We start from the raw sequence: 17,330 nt of genomic DNA on the forward strand, positions 1-17,330 counted from the left end.
TCCCGGGACAACACACCTAGCCCTCGTCCCCGGCGGCGCGGTACACGCACACCTCGGCACCCGTCCCGGCCGTCGTGCAGGACACCAGCTCGAAAGCGCGCCGGCCGCCGTCCTGCGGGAAGATCGACTTGCCGCCGCCGAGCACCACGGGCATCCGCATCAGGACGAGTTCGTCCACCAGCCCCGCACCGATCAGCGTGCGCGCGAGAGTCGGACTGCCCATGACGAGCAGGTCACCGCCCGCGGCGCCGCGCAGCTCCCGCAGGCGCGCCACGGCGTCGGCGCCGGGCACCAGCACCGAGTTGTCCCACGCCGACAGGTCCTCGCCGAGGGTCGCGGACACGACGTACTTGCGGATCGAGTTCATCCGGTCCGCGAACGGATCCCCCGCCCGCCCGGGCCAGGCCCCGGCCATCGCCGTCCAGGTCCGCCGCCCGAACAACAGGGCGTCCGCCTTCCGCAACGCGGCGTCGAAGGCACCGCCGACCACCTCCGGGTCGAAGTACGCGTGCGTCCACCCACCGTGCGCGAACCCCCCGTCGGTGTCCTCCTGCGGCGCACCCGGCGCCTGGACGACTCCGTCGAGACTGATGAACGAACTGATGACGATCCGCATGGGTCTCACTCCTGGGATGGGGTGCCGCGCTGTACGGCAGTGGAGACGGTGCCGGGGACGAGAACTCATCGGAGCTGCCTGCCCCCATGTCCCACGTCCACAGTGCACCAGCCCGTCCGGCGTTTGAGGACGAGGCCCGCCAGGGCCGAAGCGGGGGTCTGGGGGCGCAGCCCCCAGCACCAGCCCACGGCCACCTCACGGGAACGGACGCCCGCACTAACCCCGCGGCACCCCGGAGGACCCCCGCACCATCAACTCCCCCCGGATCATGGCGATCCCCCCGGGCGGCGGCTCCTCCCGCCCCATCGCGATCCGCCCCGCACGGGCCCCCGCCTCCGCCAGCGGCAACCGCACCGTCGTCAGCGACGGCACCGCGTCGATGCTGAACGGCAGGTCGTCGAACCCGGCGACCGACACGTCCTCCGGGATCCGCCGCCCCGACTCCCGCAGCGCCGCGCACGCCCCGAGCGCGACGGAGTCGTTCGCGGCCACCACGGCCGTGAGCGTCGGGTCGCGCCGCAGCAGCTCCAGCGTGGCCTCGTAGCCCGCGCGCCGGTCGTAGGGGCCGTGCACGGTGCGGCGCGGGTCGTCCTCGACGCCGGCCGCGGCGAGGGCGGCCCGGTGGCCCTCCAGCCGGTGCCGGGTGGTGGTGCGCTCCTCGGGGCCGGCGATGTAGCCGAGCCGGCGGTGTCCGAGCCGGATGAGGTGCTCGGTGAGTTCGCGGCCGCCGCCGCGATTGTCGAAGGTCAGCGCGACCGCGTCGGTGTCCGGCGCGGGCGGCCGCCCGCAGAGCACGATCCTCGTCCCGGCGGCGGTCAGCTTGCGCAGCTTGGCCGCGACGGCCGCCGCGTGGGGCTCGTTCTCCACGGCGCCGCCGGTGAGCACGACCGCCGCGGCCCGCTGCCGCTGGAGCAGGGTCAGGTAGGTCAGTTCGCGTTCCGGTGACCCGCCGGTGTTGCAGACCACCGCGAGCCGTTCGCCGCCGGCCCGGCCGCCGGGCCCGCCGATCTCGGACTGGATCGCGCCGGCCATGATCCCGAAGAAGGGGTCGGCGATGTCGTTGACCAGGATGCCGACCAGGTCGGAGGTGGCCGCGGCGAGGGCACTGGCGGGGCCGTTGAGGACGTAGTCCAGCTCGTCGACGGCGCGCAGCACCCGCTCGCGGGTGGAGGCGGCCACGGGGTAGTTCCCGTTCAGCACGCGCGACACCGTCGCGGGGGAGACCTGGGCGCGGGCCGCCACGTCCGCCAGGGTCACCGTCATCTCGTCGTCCTCCGGTCGCGCATCTGGTCGTACGGCGTCGTGCGCCGCCCTACGGGTCGTACGGGTGTCCTGCGTGTACGCCCTCGTAGACAGGGCGCGCGGTCCCCCGGTTCCGCGCGTGTGGAGCAGACCCTACGACCGTCGGCCCCCGTTGTTCGCCCCCTCGAACAACTCGGTCCGGACACGGTCTTGTCCGGACCGCCGTGCAGAGGTTAGCTTCTCATCAGGTAGAAAGCGCTTGCTGCAATCGCTTGCTGCACCGCTGATCAGGAGGAGGCGTACGCGGCGCGCACGACCGCGGACCGCCGCGCACCATAGCGGACGACCGCGCACGACGGCGGACGGCCGCGCACCACTGCGGACCCGCTGCGCACGACCACGGACGGCCGCATACGACGGTGGCCCGCCGCGCACGGCCGCGGGCCACCGCGCACGACTTCGACGAAGGGACCGACGTGACACGCAAGACGGTGCGGATCGCCATGAACGGCGTGACCGGGCGCATGGGGTACCGCCAGCACCTGGTCCGTTCCCTGCTGGCCCTGCGCGAGCAGGGCGGGCTCGACCTCGGCGACGGCACCGTGCTGTGGCCGGAGCCGGTCCTGGTCGGCCGCCGCGCGCCCGCGCTGAAGGCGCTCGCCGAACGGCACGGCCTGGAGCACTGGGCCACCGACCTGGACGCGGTCCTCGCCGACCCGGCCGTCGACATCTACTTCGACGCCCAGGTGACCTCGGCCCGCGAGGAGGCGATCAAGAAGGCGATCGCGGCGGGCAAGCACGTCTACACCGAGAAGCCGACCGCCACCGGCCTGGACGGCGCCCTGGAGCTGGCCCGGCTCGCCACCGCGGCCGGCGTCAAGCACGGCGTGGTGCAGGACAAGATCTTCCTGCCCGGGCTGCTGAAGCTGAAGCGGCTGATCGACGGCGGCTTCTTCGGCCGCATCCTGTCCCTGCGCGGCGAGTTCGGCTACTGGGTCTTCGAGGGCGACTGGCAGGAGGCCCAGCGCCCGTCGTGGAACTACCGCGCCGAGGACGGCGGCGGCATCGTCGTCGACATGTTCCCCCACTGGGAGTACGTGCTGCACGAGCTGTTCGGCCGGGTGAGGTCCGTGCAGGCCCTCGCCACCACCCACATCCCGCAGCGCTGGGACGAGAACGGCAAGCCCTACGACGCCACCGCCGACGACGCCGCCTACGGCATCTTCGAGCTCGAGGGCGGCGCGGTCGCGCAGATCAACTCCTCCTGGGCGGTCCGCGTCCACCGCGACGAGCTGGTCGAGTTCCAGGTCGACGGCACGGAGGGCTCCGCGGTGGCCGGTCTGCGCACCTGCCGCGCCCAGCACCGCTCGGCCACGCCGAAGCCGGTGTGGAACCCCGACATCCCCGCCACCGAGGTGTTCCGCGACCAGTGGCAGGAGGTCCCGGACAACGGGGAGTTCGACAACGGCTTCAAGGCGCAGTGGGAGCTGTTCCTCAGGCACGTCCACGCCGACGCCCCCTACCACTGGGACCTGCTCGCCGGCGCCCGCGGCGTCCAGCTCGCCGAGCTGGGCCTGAGGTCCTCGGCCGAGGGCCGCCGCATCGACGTACCGGAGATCGGGCTGTGACCCTCCGACTCCCCGACGCCCGGGGCGGGTTGCGCGCCTACGAGCCCCGCGCCGAGCCCCTCGCGGTGACCGCGGGCACGCCCTTCACCTCCCGTACGGTCTTCTCGGCGGCGCACGTCGTGGCCGACCCGTTCGCCGACACGACGCCGGACGGGCCCGCGGCCGTGGACTGGGACGCGACGCTCGCCTTCCGCCGGCACCTGTGGTCCCACGGGCTGGGCGTGGCCGAGGCGATGGACACGGCGCAGCGCGGGATGGGCCTGGACTGGGCGGGCGCGGCGGAGCTGATCCGCCGCTCGGCGGCCGAGGCGCGCTCCGTGGGCGGCCGCATCGCCTGCGGGGCCGGCACCGACCAGCTCGCGGCCGGCACCCCGGCCGAGGTGCGCGCGGCCTACGAGGAGCAGCTCGCGGTCGTGGAGGAGTCGGGCGCGCAGGCGATCCTGATGGCCTCCCGCGCCCTGTGCGCGGCCGCGTCCGGCCCCGACGACTACCTGGAGGTCTACGGCCACCTCCTGCGCCAGGCCGCCGAGCCGGTGGTCCTGCACTGGCTGGGACCGATGTTCGACCCGGCGCTGGAGGGCTACTGGGGCACGCCCGACCTGGACGCGGCGACGGAGGTGTTCCTGGAGGTCGTCGCCGCGCACCCGGACAAGGTGGACGGCATCAAGGTGTCGCTGCTGGACGCCGGGCGCGAGGTGGCCCTGCGCCGCAGGCTCCCGGACGGGGTCCGCTGCTACACCGGCGACGACTTCCACTACCCGGAGCTGATCGCGGGCGACGACCGGGGCTTCAGCCACGCCCTGCTGGGCGTCTTCGACCCGCTGGGCCCGCTCGCGGCGCGGGCGGTACGGGCGCTGGACACGGGGGACGTGACGGGCTTCCGCGCCCTCCTCGACCCCACGGTGGACCTCTCCCGCCACCTCTTCCAGGCCCCCACCCGCTTCTACAAGACGGGTGTCGTCCTCCTCGCCTGGCTCGCGGGCCACCAGAGCCACTTCACCATGGTGGGCGGCCTGCAGTCGGCCCGCTCCCTGCCCCATCTGGCCCGCGCCTACGAACTCGCCGACGGGCTCGGCCTGTTCCCCGACCCGAAGCTCGCGGAGGACCGCATGCGGACCCTCCTCTCCCTCCACGGGGTGGACCAGTGAACGCCGTCGCGGACCTGTCCCGCTTCTCCGTCAACCAGATGACGGTCAGGCAGCTCTCCCTGCCCGACCTGGTGGCCGCCTGCGTCGACCTGGGCGTCCCCGGGGTGGGCCTGTGGCGCGAACCCGTGCGGTCCTACGGCGTGGAGGCGGCGGCCGAGCTGGTGCGCGACGCCGGCCTGACCGTGACCACCCTGTGCCGGGGCGGCTTCCTGACGGCGACCGACCCGCGGGAGCGGGCCGCGGCGATCGCCGACAACCGCCGGGCCGTGGAGGAGGCGGCGACCCTAGGCACGCGGGTGCTGGTCCTGGTCTCGGGCGGACTCCCGGCCGGCTCCAAGGACCTGCACGGCGCCCGCGAACGCATCGCGGACGCCCTGGCCGACCTGGGCCCGTACGCCGAACAGCACGGCGTGCGCCTGGCCATCGAGCCCCTGCACCCCATGTTCGCCTCGGACCGCTGCGTGGTCTCGACCCTCGCCCAGGCCCTCGACCTGGCGGAACGCTTCCCCGCCCACCAGGTCGGCGTCACGGTCGACACCTACCACCTCTGGTGGGACGACACGGCCCCCGCCCAGATCGCCCGCGCGGGCGCCCAGCACCGCATCCACACCTTCCAGGTCGCCGACTGGACCACCCCCCTCCCCGAAGGGGTCCTCAACGGCCGCGGCCAACTCGGCGACGGTGTGATCGACTTCCGCACCTGGACCCACCACGTCGCATCAGCCGGCTACACGGGCCCGATCGAGGTCGAACTCTTCAACGAGACCCTGTGGTCGAGGAACGGCCGGGAGGTGCTGAGGGAGACGGCGGAGCGCTTCGCAGCCCACGTGCCGGCGTGACGGCCGTCCCGCCGGACGACGACAATGACCGCGCGAGCGGTCGCGGCGCCGGAACCCGGGACCACGAGGAGGCGAGCCGCCGTGCAACGAGTGGACATCGACAGCCCGGACGTCTTCATCGACGAAGAGGAAGTCCTCCACCACCGGGGACGCCGGTTCACGGGGGAAGCCGTCGAGTACCAGCGAGGCGCCCTGGTCAGCCTGGTCACCTACGAGGACGGAGTCGAGAACGGCCCCCTCCTCGAGTGGTACACCGACGGCACTCCCAGGTCGCGAGCCACCATGCGTGGCGGCTTCCCCGTGGGCGAGGCACACGCGTGGCACCCCAACGGCAGGCTGGCGGTACGCATCCTCATGAGCGACGACGGACTGAGACAGCTGTCCCGCCTCGAATGGGACGAAGAGGGCAACGTCGAGAGGGAGTGGCACGCGCCGGAAAGCTGAGCCGCCCGACGTCTGTGAAGGAAGATCATGCCCGTCTGACGGCCGCCTTGAAGGACCTGACCGACCTCCTGGGCGAACCTCCCCGTATGAAAGGGTGCGTGCACACGCGTACATGAGGGGCCGTTCGATGGCTGATGTCGGTGGAAACGCTGTGTCGAGCCGATTCCTTGCACTCCTCGGCACAGATTTCGACGGGCAACCTGCGCCCGATGTCGAGGACGTCATCCACCAAGCGCTGGACAACCCACGGCACCGCGAGCGCGTACCGGGCCTGACGGCGCTTCTCGCCGATTCCTCGGCTTCGCCGCGGGAGCGATTCCTGGCGTGCGTCGCACTGACGACGTGGGCTGAACCAGCCGGTTACGCCGCCGTGAGGAAGGCCGCCGAGCATCCCGCACACGCCCCTTGGTACGACCTGCTGATCGACCGGAACTTCTCGGTCGACGCCACCTTCGCCCACCTGTGTCTGGCGGTCGGCGACAGTGATGTCCTCTGCCAGATGAAGGGCACCTGGGAGCAGCGGGTCGAGGCGTTCCGCTCCCTGGTGAGGATCGCGGACACCGAGTACTTCGACGAAAAACTCGGTGACCACCTGGACGACCGGACCGTGCTGGGGATCCTTCCGGAACTGCGCGACACCGTGGCGCGGGGAGTGGCCGCGCTCTCCGCGCATCAGCGTCCTCGGTTCGACCTGGCCACCCAACTGGTCGACCTGGCTGCAGCCGTGGCCGCGGTGGACGGGAGCACGTCCGTGTCGCTCGCCTTGGCGGTCCTGTCCCAGGAGGCGAGTTCCAGGGCCCTGGTGCACGCCGTCTCGATCGTCCGACGTTCCGCAACGGAGGAGGCACGCCGTTTCGCGGAGTACCTCAGGACGGTCGGTGACGACCGGGTACGTTCGTTCGTCGATCAGGTTCTCATCTGATCACTTCCGAACACCCTCGAAAATCTTCGAACCCCGTGCAACCCACCCCCCACCCCCACGTGTCGTACAGGGCATCAGGACTTCTGGAGGGGGATCTGGGGGGATCGCAGGGGGTTCTGATCAATGGGGGGGAACAGGAGGGGCCCGGTCGACGGACCGGGCCCCTCCCATGTGTGCGGCGGGGGGTTAGAAAAACACGCCGCAGCGGAGCAGGACGTTGGCGTACGGGCGGGCCTCGCCCGTGCGGACCACCAGGCGGGACCGGTGCGAGAGGTCCTTCAGGTCGTCGTGGGGGACGTAGGCCAGGTCCGGGAAGTGGCGGGAGAGCAGGGCCGCCGCGGCCGGGTTCGCCTCGCGGACCTCCGCCGCGGCCGTCGCGCCCTCCACCACCAGCTCCGCCAGCAGCCCCTCCACGACCTCCGCGAACGACGGCACCCCGGCCCGGAAGGCGAGGTCCACCACGCGCGGTCCGTCCGGTATCGGCATGCCCGCGTCGCAGACCAGCACCCCGTCACCGTGACCGAGTTCGGCCAGCGCGCCCGCGAGGTGGCGGTTCAGGATCCCCGCCTTCTTCACGCCGCCCCGCCTCCCCGCAACGCCCCGACCTCGTCCGCCGTCGGGAACGACTCCTGCGCGCCCCGCCGGGTCACCGCCAGCGCCCCGACCCGCGCCGCGTACGCCGCCGCCTCCGCCAACGACGCCCCCGCGCCCAGCCGCCACGCCAGCGCCGCCGTGAAGGAGTCGCCCGCGCCGGTCGTGTCCACCGCGTCCACCGCCACCGCGTCGACCCGGACCACACCCTCGGACGACGCCACCAGCGCCCCGCCCGCACCCAGCGTCACGACCACCGACCGCGGCCCCTTCGCCAGCAGCAGGCGCGCCCAGTCCTCGGGCCCGGACGCCACGTCGTACGCCGAGCCCAGCAGCACCTTCGCCTCGTGCTCGTTGACGATCAGCGGGTCGCAGGCCGCCAGCACCTCGCTGTCGAGCGGCCGCGGCGGGGAGGGGTTCAGGACGAACCGCGTGTCCGGCGGCAGGGTCCGTACGACCTCCTCGACCGTCTCCAGGGGGATCTCCAGCTGCGCCGACACCACCCGGGAGGCGTGGAAGAGGCTCGTCGCCGCCCGCACGTCCCGGGGAGTGAGCCGCGCGTTGGCGCCCGGGGAGACCACGATGCTGTTGTCGCCCGACGGGTCGACCGTGATCAGCGCGACGCCGGTCGGCGCCCCGCCCACCAGCACACCCACCGTGTCGACCCCGGCCGTCCGCTGCGACTCCAGCAGCAGCCGGCCGTACGCGTCGTCGCCGACCCGCGCCAGCAGCGCCGTACGGGCCCCGAGCCGCGCCGCCGCCACCGCCTGGTTGGCGCCCTTGCCGCCCGGGTGGACGGCCAGGTCGGAGCCGAGCACCGTCTCCCCGGCCCCCGGCCGGCGCTCGACGCCGATCACCAGGTCGGCGTTGGCCGACCCCACGACCAGCAGGTCGTAGTCGTACATGAGAGAACTCCCCTGGAACCCTGGAACCCTGAAGTAGCGGACCGGGCGGACGGCCCCCGCGAGGGTGACCGCCCGCCCACTCACCTGTGCCGGCTCACCTGTGCCGGCTCACTTGTGCCGGCGCACTGTGTCAGCCGTGGAAGCCGGCCACGTTCTCCTTCGTGACCACCTTCACCGGCACCTTCACCGTCGCCGGCACGTCCTTGCCGTCCAGGGCCCGCAGCGCGTTGTCCACGGCGATCCGGCCCAACTGGGACGGCTGCTGCGCCACCGACGCGTACAGCGTGCCCTGCTCGACGGCCTTGAGTCCGTCCGGGGTTCCGTCGAACCCGACGACCTGCACCGACTTCCCGGCCTTCGCCCCGAGCGCCTTGATCGCGCCGAGCGCCATCTCGTCGTTCGCGGCGATCACGCCCTGCACGTCCGGGTGGGCCTGGAGCAGGTTCGACATCACGTCGAGCCCCTTGGTGCGGTCGAAGTCGGCCGGCTGCTGGGCCACCACCTGGATGCCCGGGTAGGCCTTCAGCCCCTTGGCGAAGCCCTCGGCGCGCTCGCGGGCGGCCGACGTACCGGCCTGCCCCTGCAGGATCACGATCTTGCCGTGTCCCCCCAGCTTCTCCGCGACGGTCTTGGCGGCCAGTTCGCCGCCGGCCACGTTGTCCGACGCCACCAGCGCGTTCACGTCAGCCTTGTTGACGCCGCGGTCCACCGCGATGACGGGGATCTTCGCCTTGTCCGCCGCCCGCACGGACGGGCCCGCCGCGTCGGAGTCCACCGGGTTCACGATGATCGCGCCCAGCCCCGAACTGGTGAAGTTCTGGAGCTGGTTGGCCTGCTGCGAGGCGTCGTTCTGGGCGTCGGTGACCGTCAGGTCCACGCCCCGCTTCTTCGCCTCGGCCTGCGCGCCGGAGCGGATCTGCACGAAGAACGGGTTGTTCAGCGTGGACAGCGACAGGCCGACCTTCGGGTTCGCCGACGACGAGGAGCCGCCGTGCAGGAAGGACGTCGCCCCGACGACCGCCACCGTGACCACGGCCGCCAGCGCGTACGTCGCCGTCTGCCGGCCCTTGCCGCCGGGGCTGTGGGTGGGCGTGGCGCCCGCCTTGCGGCGCACCGTGTCCAGCAGCACCGCCAGCGCGATGACCACGCCGATCACGACCTGCTGCCAGAAGGCCGACACCGACAGCAGGTTGAGGCCGTTGCGCAGCACCGCGAGGATCAGCGCGCCGATCAGCGTGCCGGACGCCTTGCCGGTTCCGCCCGCCAGGGAGGCGCCGCCGATGACGACGGCGGCGATGGCGTCGAGCTCGTAGCCGTCGGCGGCCTGCGGCTGCGCGGACGACAGCCGTGCGGCGAGCACGATGCCCGCGGCGGCCGCGAACACCCCGGACAGCGCGTAGATCGCGAGCTTCTGCTTCTTCACCCGCAGCCCGGACAGCCGCGCGGCCTCCTCGTTGCCGCCGATGGCGTACATCGACCGGCCGATGTAGGTGCGGCCGAGCACGAAGGCCGCGATCAGGCCCATGACCACCATGACCAGCACCGGTACCGGCAGCCAGCCGCCGAGCGTGTCGCCGAGGTGCGAGACCGAGTCGGGGAAGGCGATCGGGGAGCCTTCGGAGATCACCAGCGACAGACCGCGGCCCACCGACAGCATGGCGAGCGTCGCGATGAACGGCGGCAGCTTGCCGTACGCGATGAGGAAACCGTTCACCAGCCCGCACACGATGCCCGTGGCCAGCGCCAGCACGAGGGCGAGGACGACCGGCACGCCGTGCGAGGTGGCGCTCCAGGCGAGGACGGTGGCCGACAGGGCCGCCACCGAGCCGACCGACAGGTCGATGCCCGCGGAGACGATCACGAAGGTCACGCCGAAGGCGAGGATGGCGGTCACGGCCGCCTGGACACCGACGTTGAGCAGGTTGTCGGTGGTGAGGAAGTCGCCCGACAGCGCCGACATGGCGATGACGAGGACGATCAGCGCGGTGAGGGCGCCGTTGTCGAGCAGCAGGCGGCGCACGGCCGCGGCGCCGCCGGCGCCCACGGTGCCGCCCTTGAGCGTGTCAGTGGCCACGAGCGGCCTCCTTGTCGGTCGGGTCGGTCGGGTCGGCGGGATCGGTGGACCCGGTCGGGTCGGCGGGATCGGTGGACCCGGTCGGGTCGGCGGGATCGGTCGAGGTGGCGGTGGCGCCGGCGGAGCCGACGGCGAGGGCCATCACGGAGTCCTGGGTGGCCTCGTCGGCGGACAGCTCGCCCGCGATGCGGCCCTGGGCCATCACCAGCACCCGGTCGCTCATGCCGAGCACCTCCGGCAGGTCGCTGGAGATCATCAGCACGGCGGCGCCGGCGGCCGTCAGCCGGTTGACGAGCTGGTAGATCTCGACCTTGGCGCCGACGTCGATGCCGCGCGTCGGCTCGTCGAGGATCAGCACGCGCGTGTCGGCCAGCAGCCACTTGCCGATGACGACCTTCTGCTGGTTGCCGCCGGACAGGGTGCGCACCTGCTGGCCGAGGCCCGCCATGCGCACCCCGAGCTGCCGCGCGATGCGCTCGGCGGCCTCGTGCTGCCCCTTGCGGTCGACGAGCCCCGCGCGCGTGGCGGCCCGCAGGGTGACGAGGCCGAGGTTCTCCTCGACGGTCTGGTCCAGCACCAGCCCCTGGCCCTTGCGGTCCTCGGGCACCAGTCCGACCCCGGCCGCCAGGGCCGCGTTCACGTCGTGCCGGCGCAGCGCCCGGCCCTCGACGCGCACGGCGCCCTTGTCGTACGGGTCGGCGCCGAAGACCGCGCGGACCACCTCGGTGCGTCCCGCGCCGACCAGGCCGGCGATGCCGACGACCTCACCGGCGTGCACCTCGAAGCTGACGTCGTGGAAGACGCCGTCCCGGGTGAGGCCCTCGACGCTGAGCAGCGCGGGGCCCCGGTCGGGCCGTTCGCGCGGGTACTGCTGCTCGATCGAGCGGCCCACCATGAGCCGGACCAGTTCGTCCTCGGGCGTGGAGGCGGGCACCTGCCCGACGCTGCGGCCGTCGCGGATGACGGTGACGCGGTCGCCGAGGGCGGCGATCTCCTCCAGGTGGTGGGTGATGAAGACGATGCCGACGCCGTCCGCGCGCAGGGTGCGCACGATCGCGAAGAGCTTGTCGACCTCCTCGGAGGTCAGCACGGCGGTCGGCTCGTCCATGATGAGCACGCGCGCGTCCAGGCTCAGCGCCTTGGCGATCTCCACCATCTGCAGCCGGGCGATGCCGAGTTCGCGCACGCGTGCGCGGGGCGACACGGTCAGGCCGACCCGCCGCAGCAGCACCTCGGCGTCGGCCTCCATGCGCCTGCGGTCGATCATGCCGAAGCGGCGCGGCTGGCGGCCCAGGAAGATGTTCTCGGCGACCGTCAGGTCGGGCACCAGGTTGAACTCCTGGTAGATGGTGGCGATGCCGAGGCGCTCGGCGTCCTGCGCGCCGTGGATGCGCACCTCCCGGCCGTCGGCCAGGATGCGGCCGGCGTCGGGGCGGTAGGCGCCGGAGAGCATCTTGATCAGCGTGCTCTTGCCGGCGCCGTTCTCACCGAGCAGCACGTGCACCTCGCCCCGGCGCAGGTCGAAGTCGACGCCGTCGAGCGCGACCACGCCGGGGAAGGTCTTCCGCAGGCCCTCGATGCGCAGCAACTCGTCCGGGTTGCTCACGACTGGCTCCTGTTCGTTGCGGTCGGGGTGGCCGGCGGCGCGCCGCACGAGCGCCGTACGACGAGCCGGGCGGGCAGGGTGACGGACTCGCCGGGCCGGCCCTCGATGCGGTCGACGAGCGCCCGTACGGCGGCCCGGCCCAGTTCGGCGGTCGGCTGGGCGACGGCGGTGACCGGCGGGTCGGTGTGCACGAACCACCGGATGTCGTCGAACGCGGCCAGCGCCAGGTCGTCCGGCACGCGCAGCCCACGCGCGCGTACGGCGTCCAGGGCGCCGAGGGCCATCAGGTTGTCGGCCGCGAAGACGACCTCGGGCGGCTCGGACAGGTCGAGGAAGCCCTCGGTGACCCGCCGGCCGCTCTCGGCCTGGAAGTCGCCTTGGCCGATGTAGGCGGCGGGCAAGGGCAGCCCGTGCTCGGCGAGCGCGGCGCGGAACGCCTCCACGCGCTCGCTGCCGGTGGTGGTGGCCGCCGGGCCCGCGATGATGGCGAGCCTGCGGTGGCCGAGGCCGTACAGGTGGGCGACGAGGTCGCGCACGGCCGCGCGGCCGTCGGCGCGTACGACGGGCACGTCGACGCCGGGGATCCAGCGGTCGACGAACACCATGGGCGTGCCCGCGCGCGCGGCGTCCAGCATCAGCGGGGAGCCGCCGTCGGTGGGGGAGACCAGCAGCCCGTCGATCCGTCGGTCGAGCAGGGTGCGGACGTGGTGGTCCTGGAGGTCGGGCCGCTCGTCGGCGTTGCCGATGATCACGCTGTAGCCGAGCGCGCGGGCCTCTTCCTCGACCGCGCGGGCCAGCTCGGTGAAGTAGGGGTTGAGCACGTCGCTGATGACCAGGCCGAGGGTGCGGGTCTGGTCGGTGCGCAGCGACCGGGCGACGGCGTTCGGGCGGTAGCCCAGTGCCCGGACGGCGGTCAGCACACGCCTGCGTGCGTCCTCGCTGACCGACGGATGGTCGTTCAGGACGCGCGACACCGTGGCGACGGACACCCCCGCCTCGGCGGCGACGTCCTTGATGCTCGCCATCGCCGCACCACCTCCTCGTGGCTCGAACCGCACGCCGTGGAATCGATTACATCGGCGTGTACGGAGGATTGGAATCGATTACACGCCGATTAATCAAGCCCTCAACCAGAAGTCGAGACCGGATCGTGACCCGGCAGGCCGGGGTCGAGCTGACACCAGACGTACTTCCCGCGAGCCCCGAAGCGGGCCGAGGGTTGCCAGCCCCAGAGGTCCGCGCAGGCCGTGACGAGTCCCAGTCCCCGGCCGTCCTCCTGGAGCAGGTTCCGGTCCTGGCCTTGGTCCAGCGGTCGCGGTGGCCCGGGGGGTGCCGGGTCGGTGTCCCACGCCGCGATCCACACCGCGCCCTCCGGGTGCGCCGCACCCGGAGGGCGGCCGGCCCCTCGGTGTGACGTACGGCGTTGGACACCAGCTCCGTGGCCAGGAGTTCGGCGGTGTCCACGAGACCGATCAGGCCGTGCAGGGTCAGGATCAGGCGCAGGGTGCGACGGCACACGGTCACGGCTCTCACGTCGTTGGGGATGGAGAGGACGTAGTCCCAGGTCTCGTTCTCGGGCATGCGGAATCAACTCCGTGGGGTGGGTGAGGGCTTGCGGGCACGGTGGCTTCGCCGCGGGCGTCATGGCAGGACGGCGCGGTGCACTTCTGTGCGTGTGTGCTTCGTAACTGACGGTAGGACTAATGATTTATACAGTGCAAGCCGATCGCGTAATCTGACACCCGGACGAGTCGCGCCCACGGGCGCATTGGGAGGTGAGAGGTGCCGCTGAGGGCCGAGCCGACGGCGCGTCAGATGCGCCTGGCCGTCGAGTTGCGCAGGCTCCGCGATGCGGCCGGTCTCACGTCGCGTGAAGCGGCTGACCTGCTCGGGGTGACTCCTCCGGTCATCAGCCAGATCGAGTCCGGTATCGCGGGTGTGAGCGAGAAGAGATTGCGCCGCCTGGCGACTCACTACGCGTGTGCGGACGAGGAGTTGATCGGCGCCTTGGTGGCCATGGCGACCGACCGGACGCGTGGCTGGTGGGAGGAATACCGGCGCCGCCTGCCCACGTCGTTCCTGGATCTCGCGGAATTGGAGCACCACGCCCGGTTCCTGCGGGAAGTGGCGATCCTCTATGTGCCGGGCCTGTTGCAGACGGAGGACTACGCGCGGGCGGTCTTCTCCTCCAGGGTGCCGGAACTGACCGGGGAGGAGCTCGAACTCCGCGTACGTCACCGGCTGCACCGGCAGCGGCTCACCGTCCCGTACGAGGTGGTGATCCACGAAGCGGCCCTGCGCATCCGGGTGAGCGACCGCGCGGCTGCCAGGGCGCAACTCGCCAGGATCTTGGGAGCTTCGGAGGCGGACCACGTCAGCGTCCGCGTCATCCCGTTCGACCTGGACGGCTTCGCCGGTGCCGCGAGCGCCATGACGTACGCGGGCGGCGTCGTGCCGAAGCTGGACACCGTCGTACGCGACGGTCCACATGGTGCTGCGTTCATCGACTCCGCAGCCCAACTCGCGGCTTCTCGAACGCTCTTCCATAAGGTTGAGGCCGCGTCGCTCGACCCCAAGCGCTCGCGCGACCTCATCAACCGGCTGGCGAAGGAGCTGTGAGGCAATCCATGGACACCAACTGGCGGAAGTCGTCCTACTCCGGACCTGGCGACGGCGACGCCTGCGTGGAGATAGCCACCACCCCCACCCGCACCGCCGTCCGTGACTCCAAGGACCCCACCCGCGCCGTCCTCACGTTTCCGGCCCCCGCCTTCACCGCGTTCCTGCGCACTCTGCGGTCATCCTCCCGCCGGTAGCGCATGGGCGGCCGGTCCAACCCACCACCTACCGAACGCGAGAGCTGTGAGGCACCCCGTGGACAACTGGCGGAAGTCGTCCTACTCAGGCCCGGACGACGGCAACGCGTGCGTGGAGATAGCCACCACCCCCACCCGCACCGCCGTCCGTGACTCCAAGGACCCCACCCGCGCCGTCCTCACGTTCCCCACGGCCGCCTTCGCCGCTTTCCTGCGCTCGCTTGAGCCGGCCGGCCTTCCACCTCTGGCGCTCTGACCGCATACCTCCGCCCGGCTGGGCGGGTGAGGGCCATAAATGCCGGCCCCCTGGCCGGGGCGTCCGCCTATGCTCGGCTCGTGCAGCCGCTTTCCGACCGCAGCAATCCGTTGATCAGGGCGTTCCCGGCCGAGCTGGCAAGCGATGCCGAGGCGGTTCTGGCGGTGATGCCTGACTCTCGGCTCCAGCTGCACGGCTCGTTCTCGGTCACTGTCGAGGGCCAGCGAATTCTGATTCCCGAACGCCTCTATGCCGACGAGCCGCCGACTGACGCGGTGGCGTCGCTTTCGTCGCGCCAACAGCAGCTTCTGCACTGCCTGTACTCACGGCACTGCGACGGCATGGTCAGGCAGCGCCACTTGGAGAAGGTCGTCGGTTCCACGGAGCCATGGGTCGTCCCCTTCGTCGTGCAGCTGGTCGGCGAGTACGTCCTGGAGCTCTTGGTCGTCATCCGCGACGAGCTCCGTGATCTCGCCGCGCCCGGCACCTGCGGCCACCTCGCATACGGGCAGTTCCTCGTGGACAACCCCGCTTTCTTCGCCCGCACTCAACGGCGGGTCGTGAGCTACTGGAACTGCAACTACCGTCACGCCTACGCGAGTTTCCAGGGTTACCCGGGGTGCACGATTCTCGACCTCCTGCGGTCCGCTGCCTCCGACGCAGCAGGACGTCCCTGGCCCGACCTCGCTCCAGCCGGCGCCAGGGCGGACGGCTACCGCTAGGACTCGCCGACCAGGGGCGCCGTCGGGTCGGACCAGCCCGTGCGATCCCACGCCTAGGAGGCGGCTGACCCGTCCGCGAGCCGGTTGTTGCGGTCGATCTCCGGCATGTGCGTCTCCGCCCAGACCCGCAGAGCGGCGAGCGGTGTTTCGAGGGACAGGCCGAGGTCGGTGAGCCGGTAGTGGACGGCGGGCGGCACGGTGGGTTCCACGCGGCGCGCGACCAGGCCGTCGCGGACCAGGCTCTGCAGGGTGACGGAGAGCATCTTCTGCGAGATGCCCGGGACACGGCGCCGCAGTTCCGCGAAACGGAGCTCGCCCGGGGCCTCCTCGGCCAGGACCTTGACCGCCATGGACGTCCACTTGGTGCCGATGCGGTCGAGCAACTGGCGGGTCGGGCAACGCGGATCGAGCAGGTCACCGCGCTCGCCGGGCCGCCGGCCAGGCCCGCCGGTCTCCGACGTGGTCACCCGGGGCTCACCACCTGAAGGGAAAGTGCCGTCTTGGGCGGGCCAGCCTAGTTCCCTAGCGTGAGCTGGTCACCTTTTCTCACCATCCCTCATCACGCCCCTCACTACGCCTCCCCCCTCATCACCACCCCGGAGCCCTCCATGCCCGAGCTGCGCCGCGTGCCCGCCAACGGTGTCGAACTGAACGTCGCCCTCGCCGGATCGGGCCCGCCCGTCCTGCTGCTGCACGGCTTCCCGCACACCTGGGAGCTGTGGACGGACGTCATGGCCGATCTGTCCGGCCGTTACCGCGTCATCGCGCCGGACCTGCGCGGGTTCGGCGCGAGCAGCCGGGCCGCCTCCGGGTACGACGCGGGCACCCTGGCCGAGGACGCGGCGGCGCTTCTCACCGCGCTCGGCGTGTCCTCGGCCGCGGTGGTGGGCATCGACGCGGGCGCCGCGCCGGCCTTCCTCCTCGCGCTGCGCCGACCCGGTCTCGTCCGGCGGCTGGTCGTCATGGAATCTCTGCTCGGCAGGCTTCCCGGCGCCGAGGACTTCCTCGCCGACGGGCCGCCGTGGTGGTTCGGCTTCCACTCCGCCGCGCCCGGCCTGGCCGAGAGCGTGCTGGAGGGCCACGAGGACGCCTACGTCGACTGGTTCCTGGACGCCGGCACGCTCGGCCACGGGGTGCGCCCCGCCCTCAGGGACGCCTTCGTCCGCGCGTACACCGGCCGTGAAGCGTTGACCTGCGCGTTCTCGTACTACCGGGCCCTGCCCGAGAGCGCGGCACAGATCGAGCGGGCGGTCGCCACGGCCCGCCTGACGGTGCCGACGATGGCGCTGGGCGCCCGGCCTGTCGGTGCCGCGCTGGAACGCCAGCTCCGCCCGTTCGCCGACGCTCTCACCGGCCACGTCATCGAAGACTGCGGCCACATCATCCCGCTGCACCGCCCGCGCGCCCTGCTCGCGCTGCTGCATCCGTTCCTGGCCGGCGAGGACGCGACAGCGGCGTGACGGGTCGGGGGCCGACAGCCGATACACGGCCGGGGCCCCGCCCTGTCACACCCCCCGAGTA

Annotated in this window: 18 protein-coding genes and 1 pseudogene; 10 read left to right on the plus strand and 9 right to left on the minus strand. The window is 72.2% G+C overall.

The features are described from left to right. Window positions 1-16: 16 nt before the first annotated feature. Window positions 17-616, minus strand: a complete 600-nt coding sequence (locus E4U92_RS00005; RefSeq protein ID WP_137298129.1) for a dihydrofolate reductase family protein — start codon at window positions 614-616, stop codon at window positions 17-19. A gap of 216 nt (window positions 617-832) precedes the next feature. Next, a complete protein-coding gene (locus E4U92_RS00010; RefSeq protein WP_137298130.1) occupies window positions 833-1,879 on the minus strand; it encodes a LacI family DNA-binding transcriptional regulator in 1,047 nt (348 codons plus the stop codon). 455 nt (window positions 1,880-2,334) lie between these two features. On the opposite strand from E4U92_RS00010, the gene E4U92_RS00015 reads away from it, so the two are divergent. From E4U92_RS00015 to E4U92_RS00035, 5 genes are all read left to right on the plus strand, one after another. Then, window positions 2,335-3,486, plus strand: coding sequence for a Gfo/Idh/MocA family protein (locus E4U92_RS00015; RefSeq protein ID WP_137298131.1), 1,152 nt, complete (start codon window positions 2,335-2,337; stop codon window positions 3,484-3,486). Then, entirely contained in the window at window positions 3,483-4,634 is a 1,152-nt protein-coding gene (locus E4U92_RS00020; RefSeq protein ID WP_137298132.1) for a dihydrodipicolinate synthase family protein, read from the plus strand. The genes E4U92_RS00015 and E4U92_RS00020 overlap by 4 nt, the downstream gene beginning before the upstream one ends. A gap of 38 nt (window positions 4,635-4,672) precedes the next feature. Next, window positions 4,673-5,473: a sugar phosphate isomerase/epimerase family protein gene (locus E4U92_RS00025; protein ID WP_137298236.1), complete on the plus strand. Its 801-nt coding sequence runs from the start codon at window positions 4,673-4,675 to the stop codon at window positions 5,471-5,473. A gap of 81 nt (window positions 5,474-5,554) precedes the next feature. After that, entirely contained in the window at window positions 5,555-5,917 is a 363-nt protein-coding gene (locus E4U92_RS00030; RefSeq protein ID WP_137298133.1) for a toxin-antitoxin system YwqK family antitoxin, read from the plus strand. 127 nt (window positions 5,918-6,044) lie between these two features. Further along, window positions 6,045-6,839, plus strand: a complete 795-nt coding sequence (locus E4U92_RS00035; protein ID WP_229863409.1) for a hypothetical protein — start codon at window positions 6,045-6,047, stop codon at window positions 6,837-6,839. Window positions 6,840-7,025: 186 nt separating this feature from the next. Here the strand turns inward: E4U92_RS00035 and rbsD are convergent, their stop codons facing one another. From rbsD to E4U92_RS36405, 6 genes and pseudogenes are all read right to left on the minus strand, one after another. Beyond that, entirely contained in the window at window positions 7,026-7,415 is a 390-nt protein-coding gene (gene rbsD / locus E4U92_RS00040) for a D-ribose pyranase (protein ID WP_137298134.1), read from the minus strand. Continuing rightward, window positions 7,412-8,335 (minus strand): ribokinase, encoded by a 924-nt coding sequence (locus E4U92_RS00045; protein WP_137298135.1) that lies wholly within the window; start codon window positions 8,333-8,335, stop codon window positions 7,412-7,414. Before E4U92_RS00045 ends, rbsD begins: the two co-directional genes overlap by 4 nt. Before the next feature lie 130 nt (window positions 8,336-8,465). Beyond that, window positions 8,466-10,409 (minus strand): ABC transporter permease/substrate-binding protein, encoded by a 1,944-nt coding sequence (locus E4U92_RS00050; RefSeq protein ID WP_137298136.1) that lies wholly within the window; start codon window positions 10,407-10,409, stop codon window positions 8,466-8,468. Continuing rightward, a complete protein-coding gene (locus E4U92_RS00055) occupies window positions 10,399-12,015 on the minus strand; it encodes a sugar ABC transporter ATP-binding protein (protein ID WP_137298137.1) in 1,617 nt (538 codons plus the stop codon). The genes E4U92_RS00050 and E4U92_RS00055 overlap by 11 nt, the downstream gene beginning before the upstream one ends. After that, window positions 12,012-13,040: a LacI family DNA-binding transcriptional regulator gene (locus E4U92_RS00060; protein ID WP_137298138.1), complete on the minus strand. Its 1,029-nt coding sequence runs from the start codon at window positions 13,038-13,040 to the stop codon at window positions 12,012-12,014. Before E4U92_RS00060 ends, E4U92_RS00055 begins: the two co-directional genes overlap by 4 nt. A 101-nt stretch (window positions 13,041-13,141) precedes the next feature. Further along, a pseudogene (locus tag E4U92_RS36405) lies at window positions 13,142-13,596 on the minus strand (ATP-binding protein). A gap of 201 nt (window positions 13,597-13,797) precedes the next feature. Here E4U92_RS36405 and E4U92_RS00070 point away from each other — a divergent pair. The 4 genes from E4U92_RS00070 to E4U92_RS00085 all read left to right on the plus strand — a co-directional run bounded on the left by E4U92_RS00070 (window position 13,798) and on the right by E4U92_RS00085 (window position 15,809). Beyond that, window positions 13,798-14,634: a helix-turn-helix domain-containing protein gene (locus tag E4U92_RS00070; protein WP_137298139.1), complete on the plus strand. Its 837-nt coding sequence runs from the start codon at window positions 13,798-13,800 to the stop codon at window positions 14,632-14,634. Between the two features lie 8 nt (window positions 14,635-14,642). Beyond that, entirely contained in the window at window positions 14,643-14,831 is a 189-nt protein-coding gene (locus E4U92_RS00075; RefSeq protein WP_137298140.1) for a DUF397 domain-containing protein, read from the plus strand. A gap of 58 nt (window positions 14,832-14,889) precedes the next feature. Further along, a complete protein-coding gene (locus E4U92_RS00080) occupies window positions 14,890-15,087 on the plus strand; it encodes a DUF397 domain-containing protein (RefSeq protein WP_137298141.1) in 198 nt (65 codons plus the stop codon). A gap of 80 nt (window positions 15,088-15,167) precedes the next feature. Continuing rightward, complete coding sequence (locus E4U92_RS00085) at window positions 15,168-15,809, plus strand: hypothetical protein (RefSeq protein WP_137298142.1); 642 nt, start codon at window positions 15,168-15,170, stop codon at window positions 15,807-15,809. A 53-nt stretch (window positions 15,810-15,862) separates the two neighbouring features. On the opposite strand, the gene E4U92_RS00090 is transcribed toward E4U92_RS00085, so the two are convergent. Then, window positions 15,863-16,276, minus strand: coding sequence for a winged helix-turn-helix transcriptional regulator (locus E4U92_RS00090; RefSeq protein WP_137298143.1), 414 nt, complete (start codon window positions 16,274-16,276; stop codon window positions 15,863-15,865). A gap of 141 nt (window positions 16,277-16,417) precedes the next feature. On the opposite strand from E4U92_RS00090, the gene E4U92_RS00095 reads away from it, so the two are divergent. After that, on the plus strand, window positions 16,418-17,269 hold the full coding sequence (locus tag E4U92_RS00095) for an alpha/beta fold hydrolase (protein WP_137298144.1): 852 nt from the start codon (window positions 16,418-16,420) through the stop codon (window positions 17,267-17,269). Window positions 17,270-17,330: the final 61 nt, after the last annotated feature.

The sequence above is a fragment of the Streptomyces galbus genome, from assembly GCF_005280195.1.
Classification (GTDB): domain Bacteria; phylum Actinomycetota; class Actinomycetes; order Streptomycetales; family Streptomycetaceae; genus Streptomyces; species Streptomyces galbus.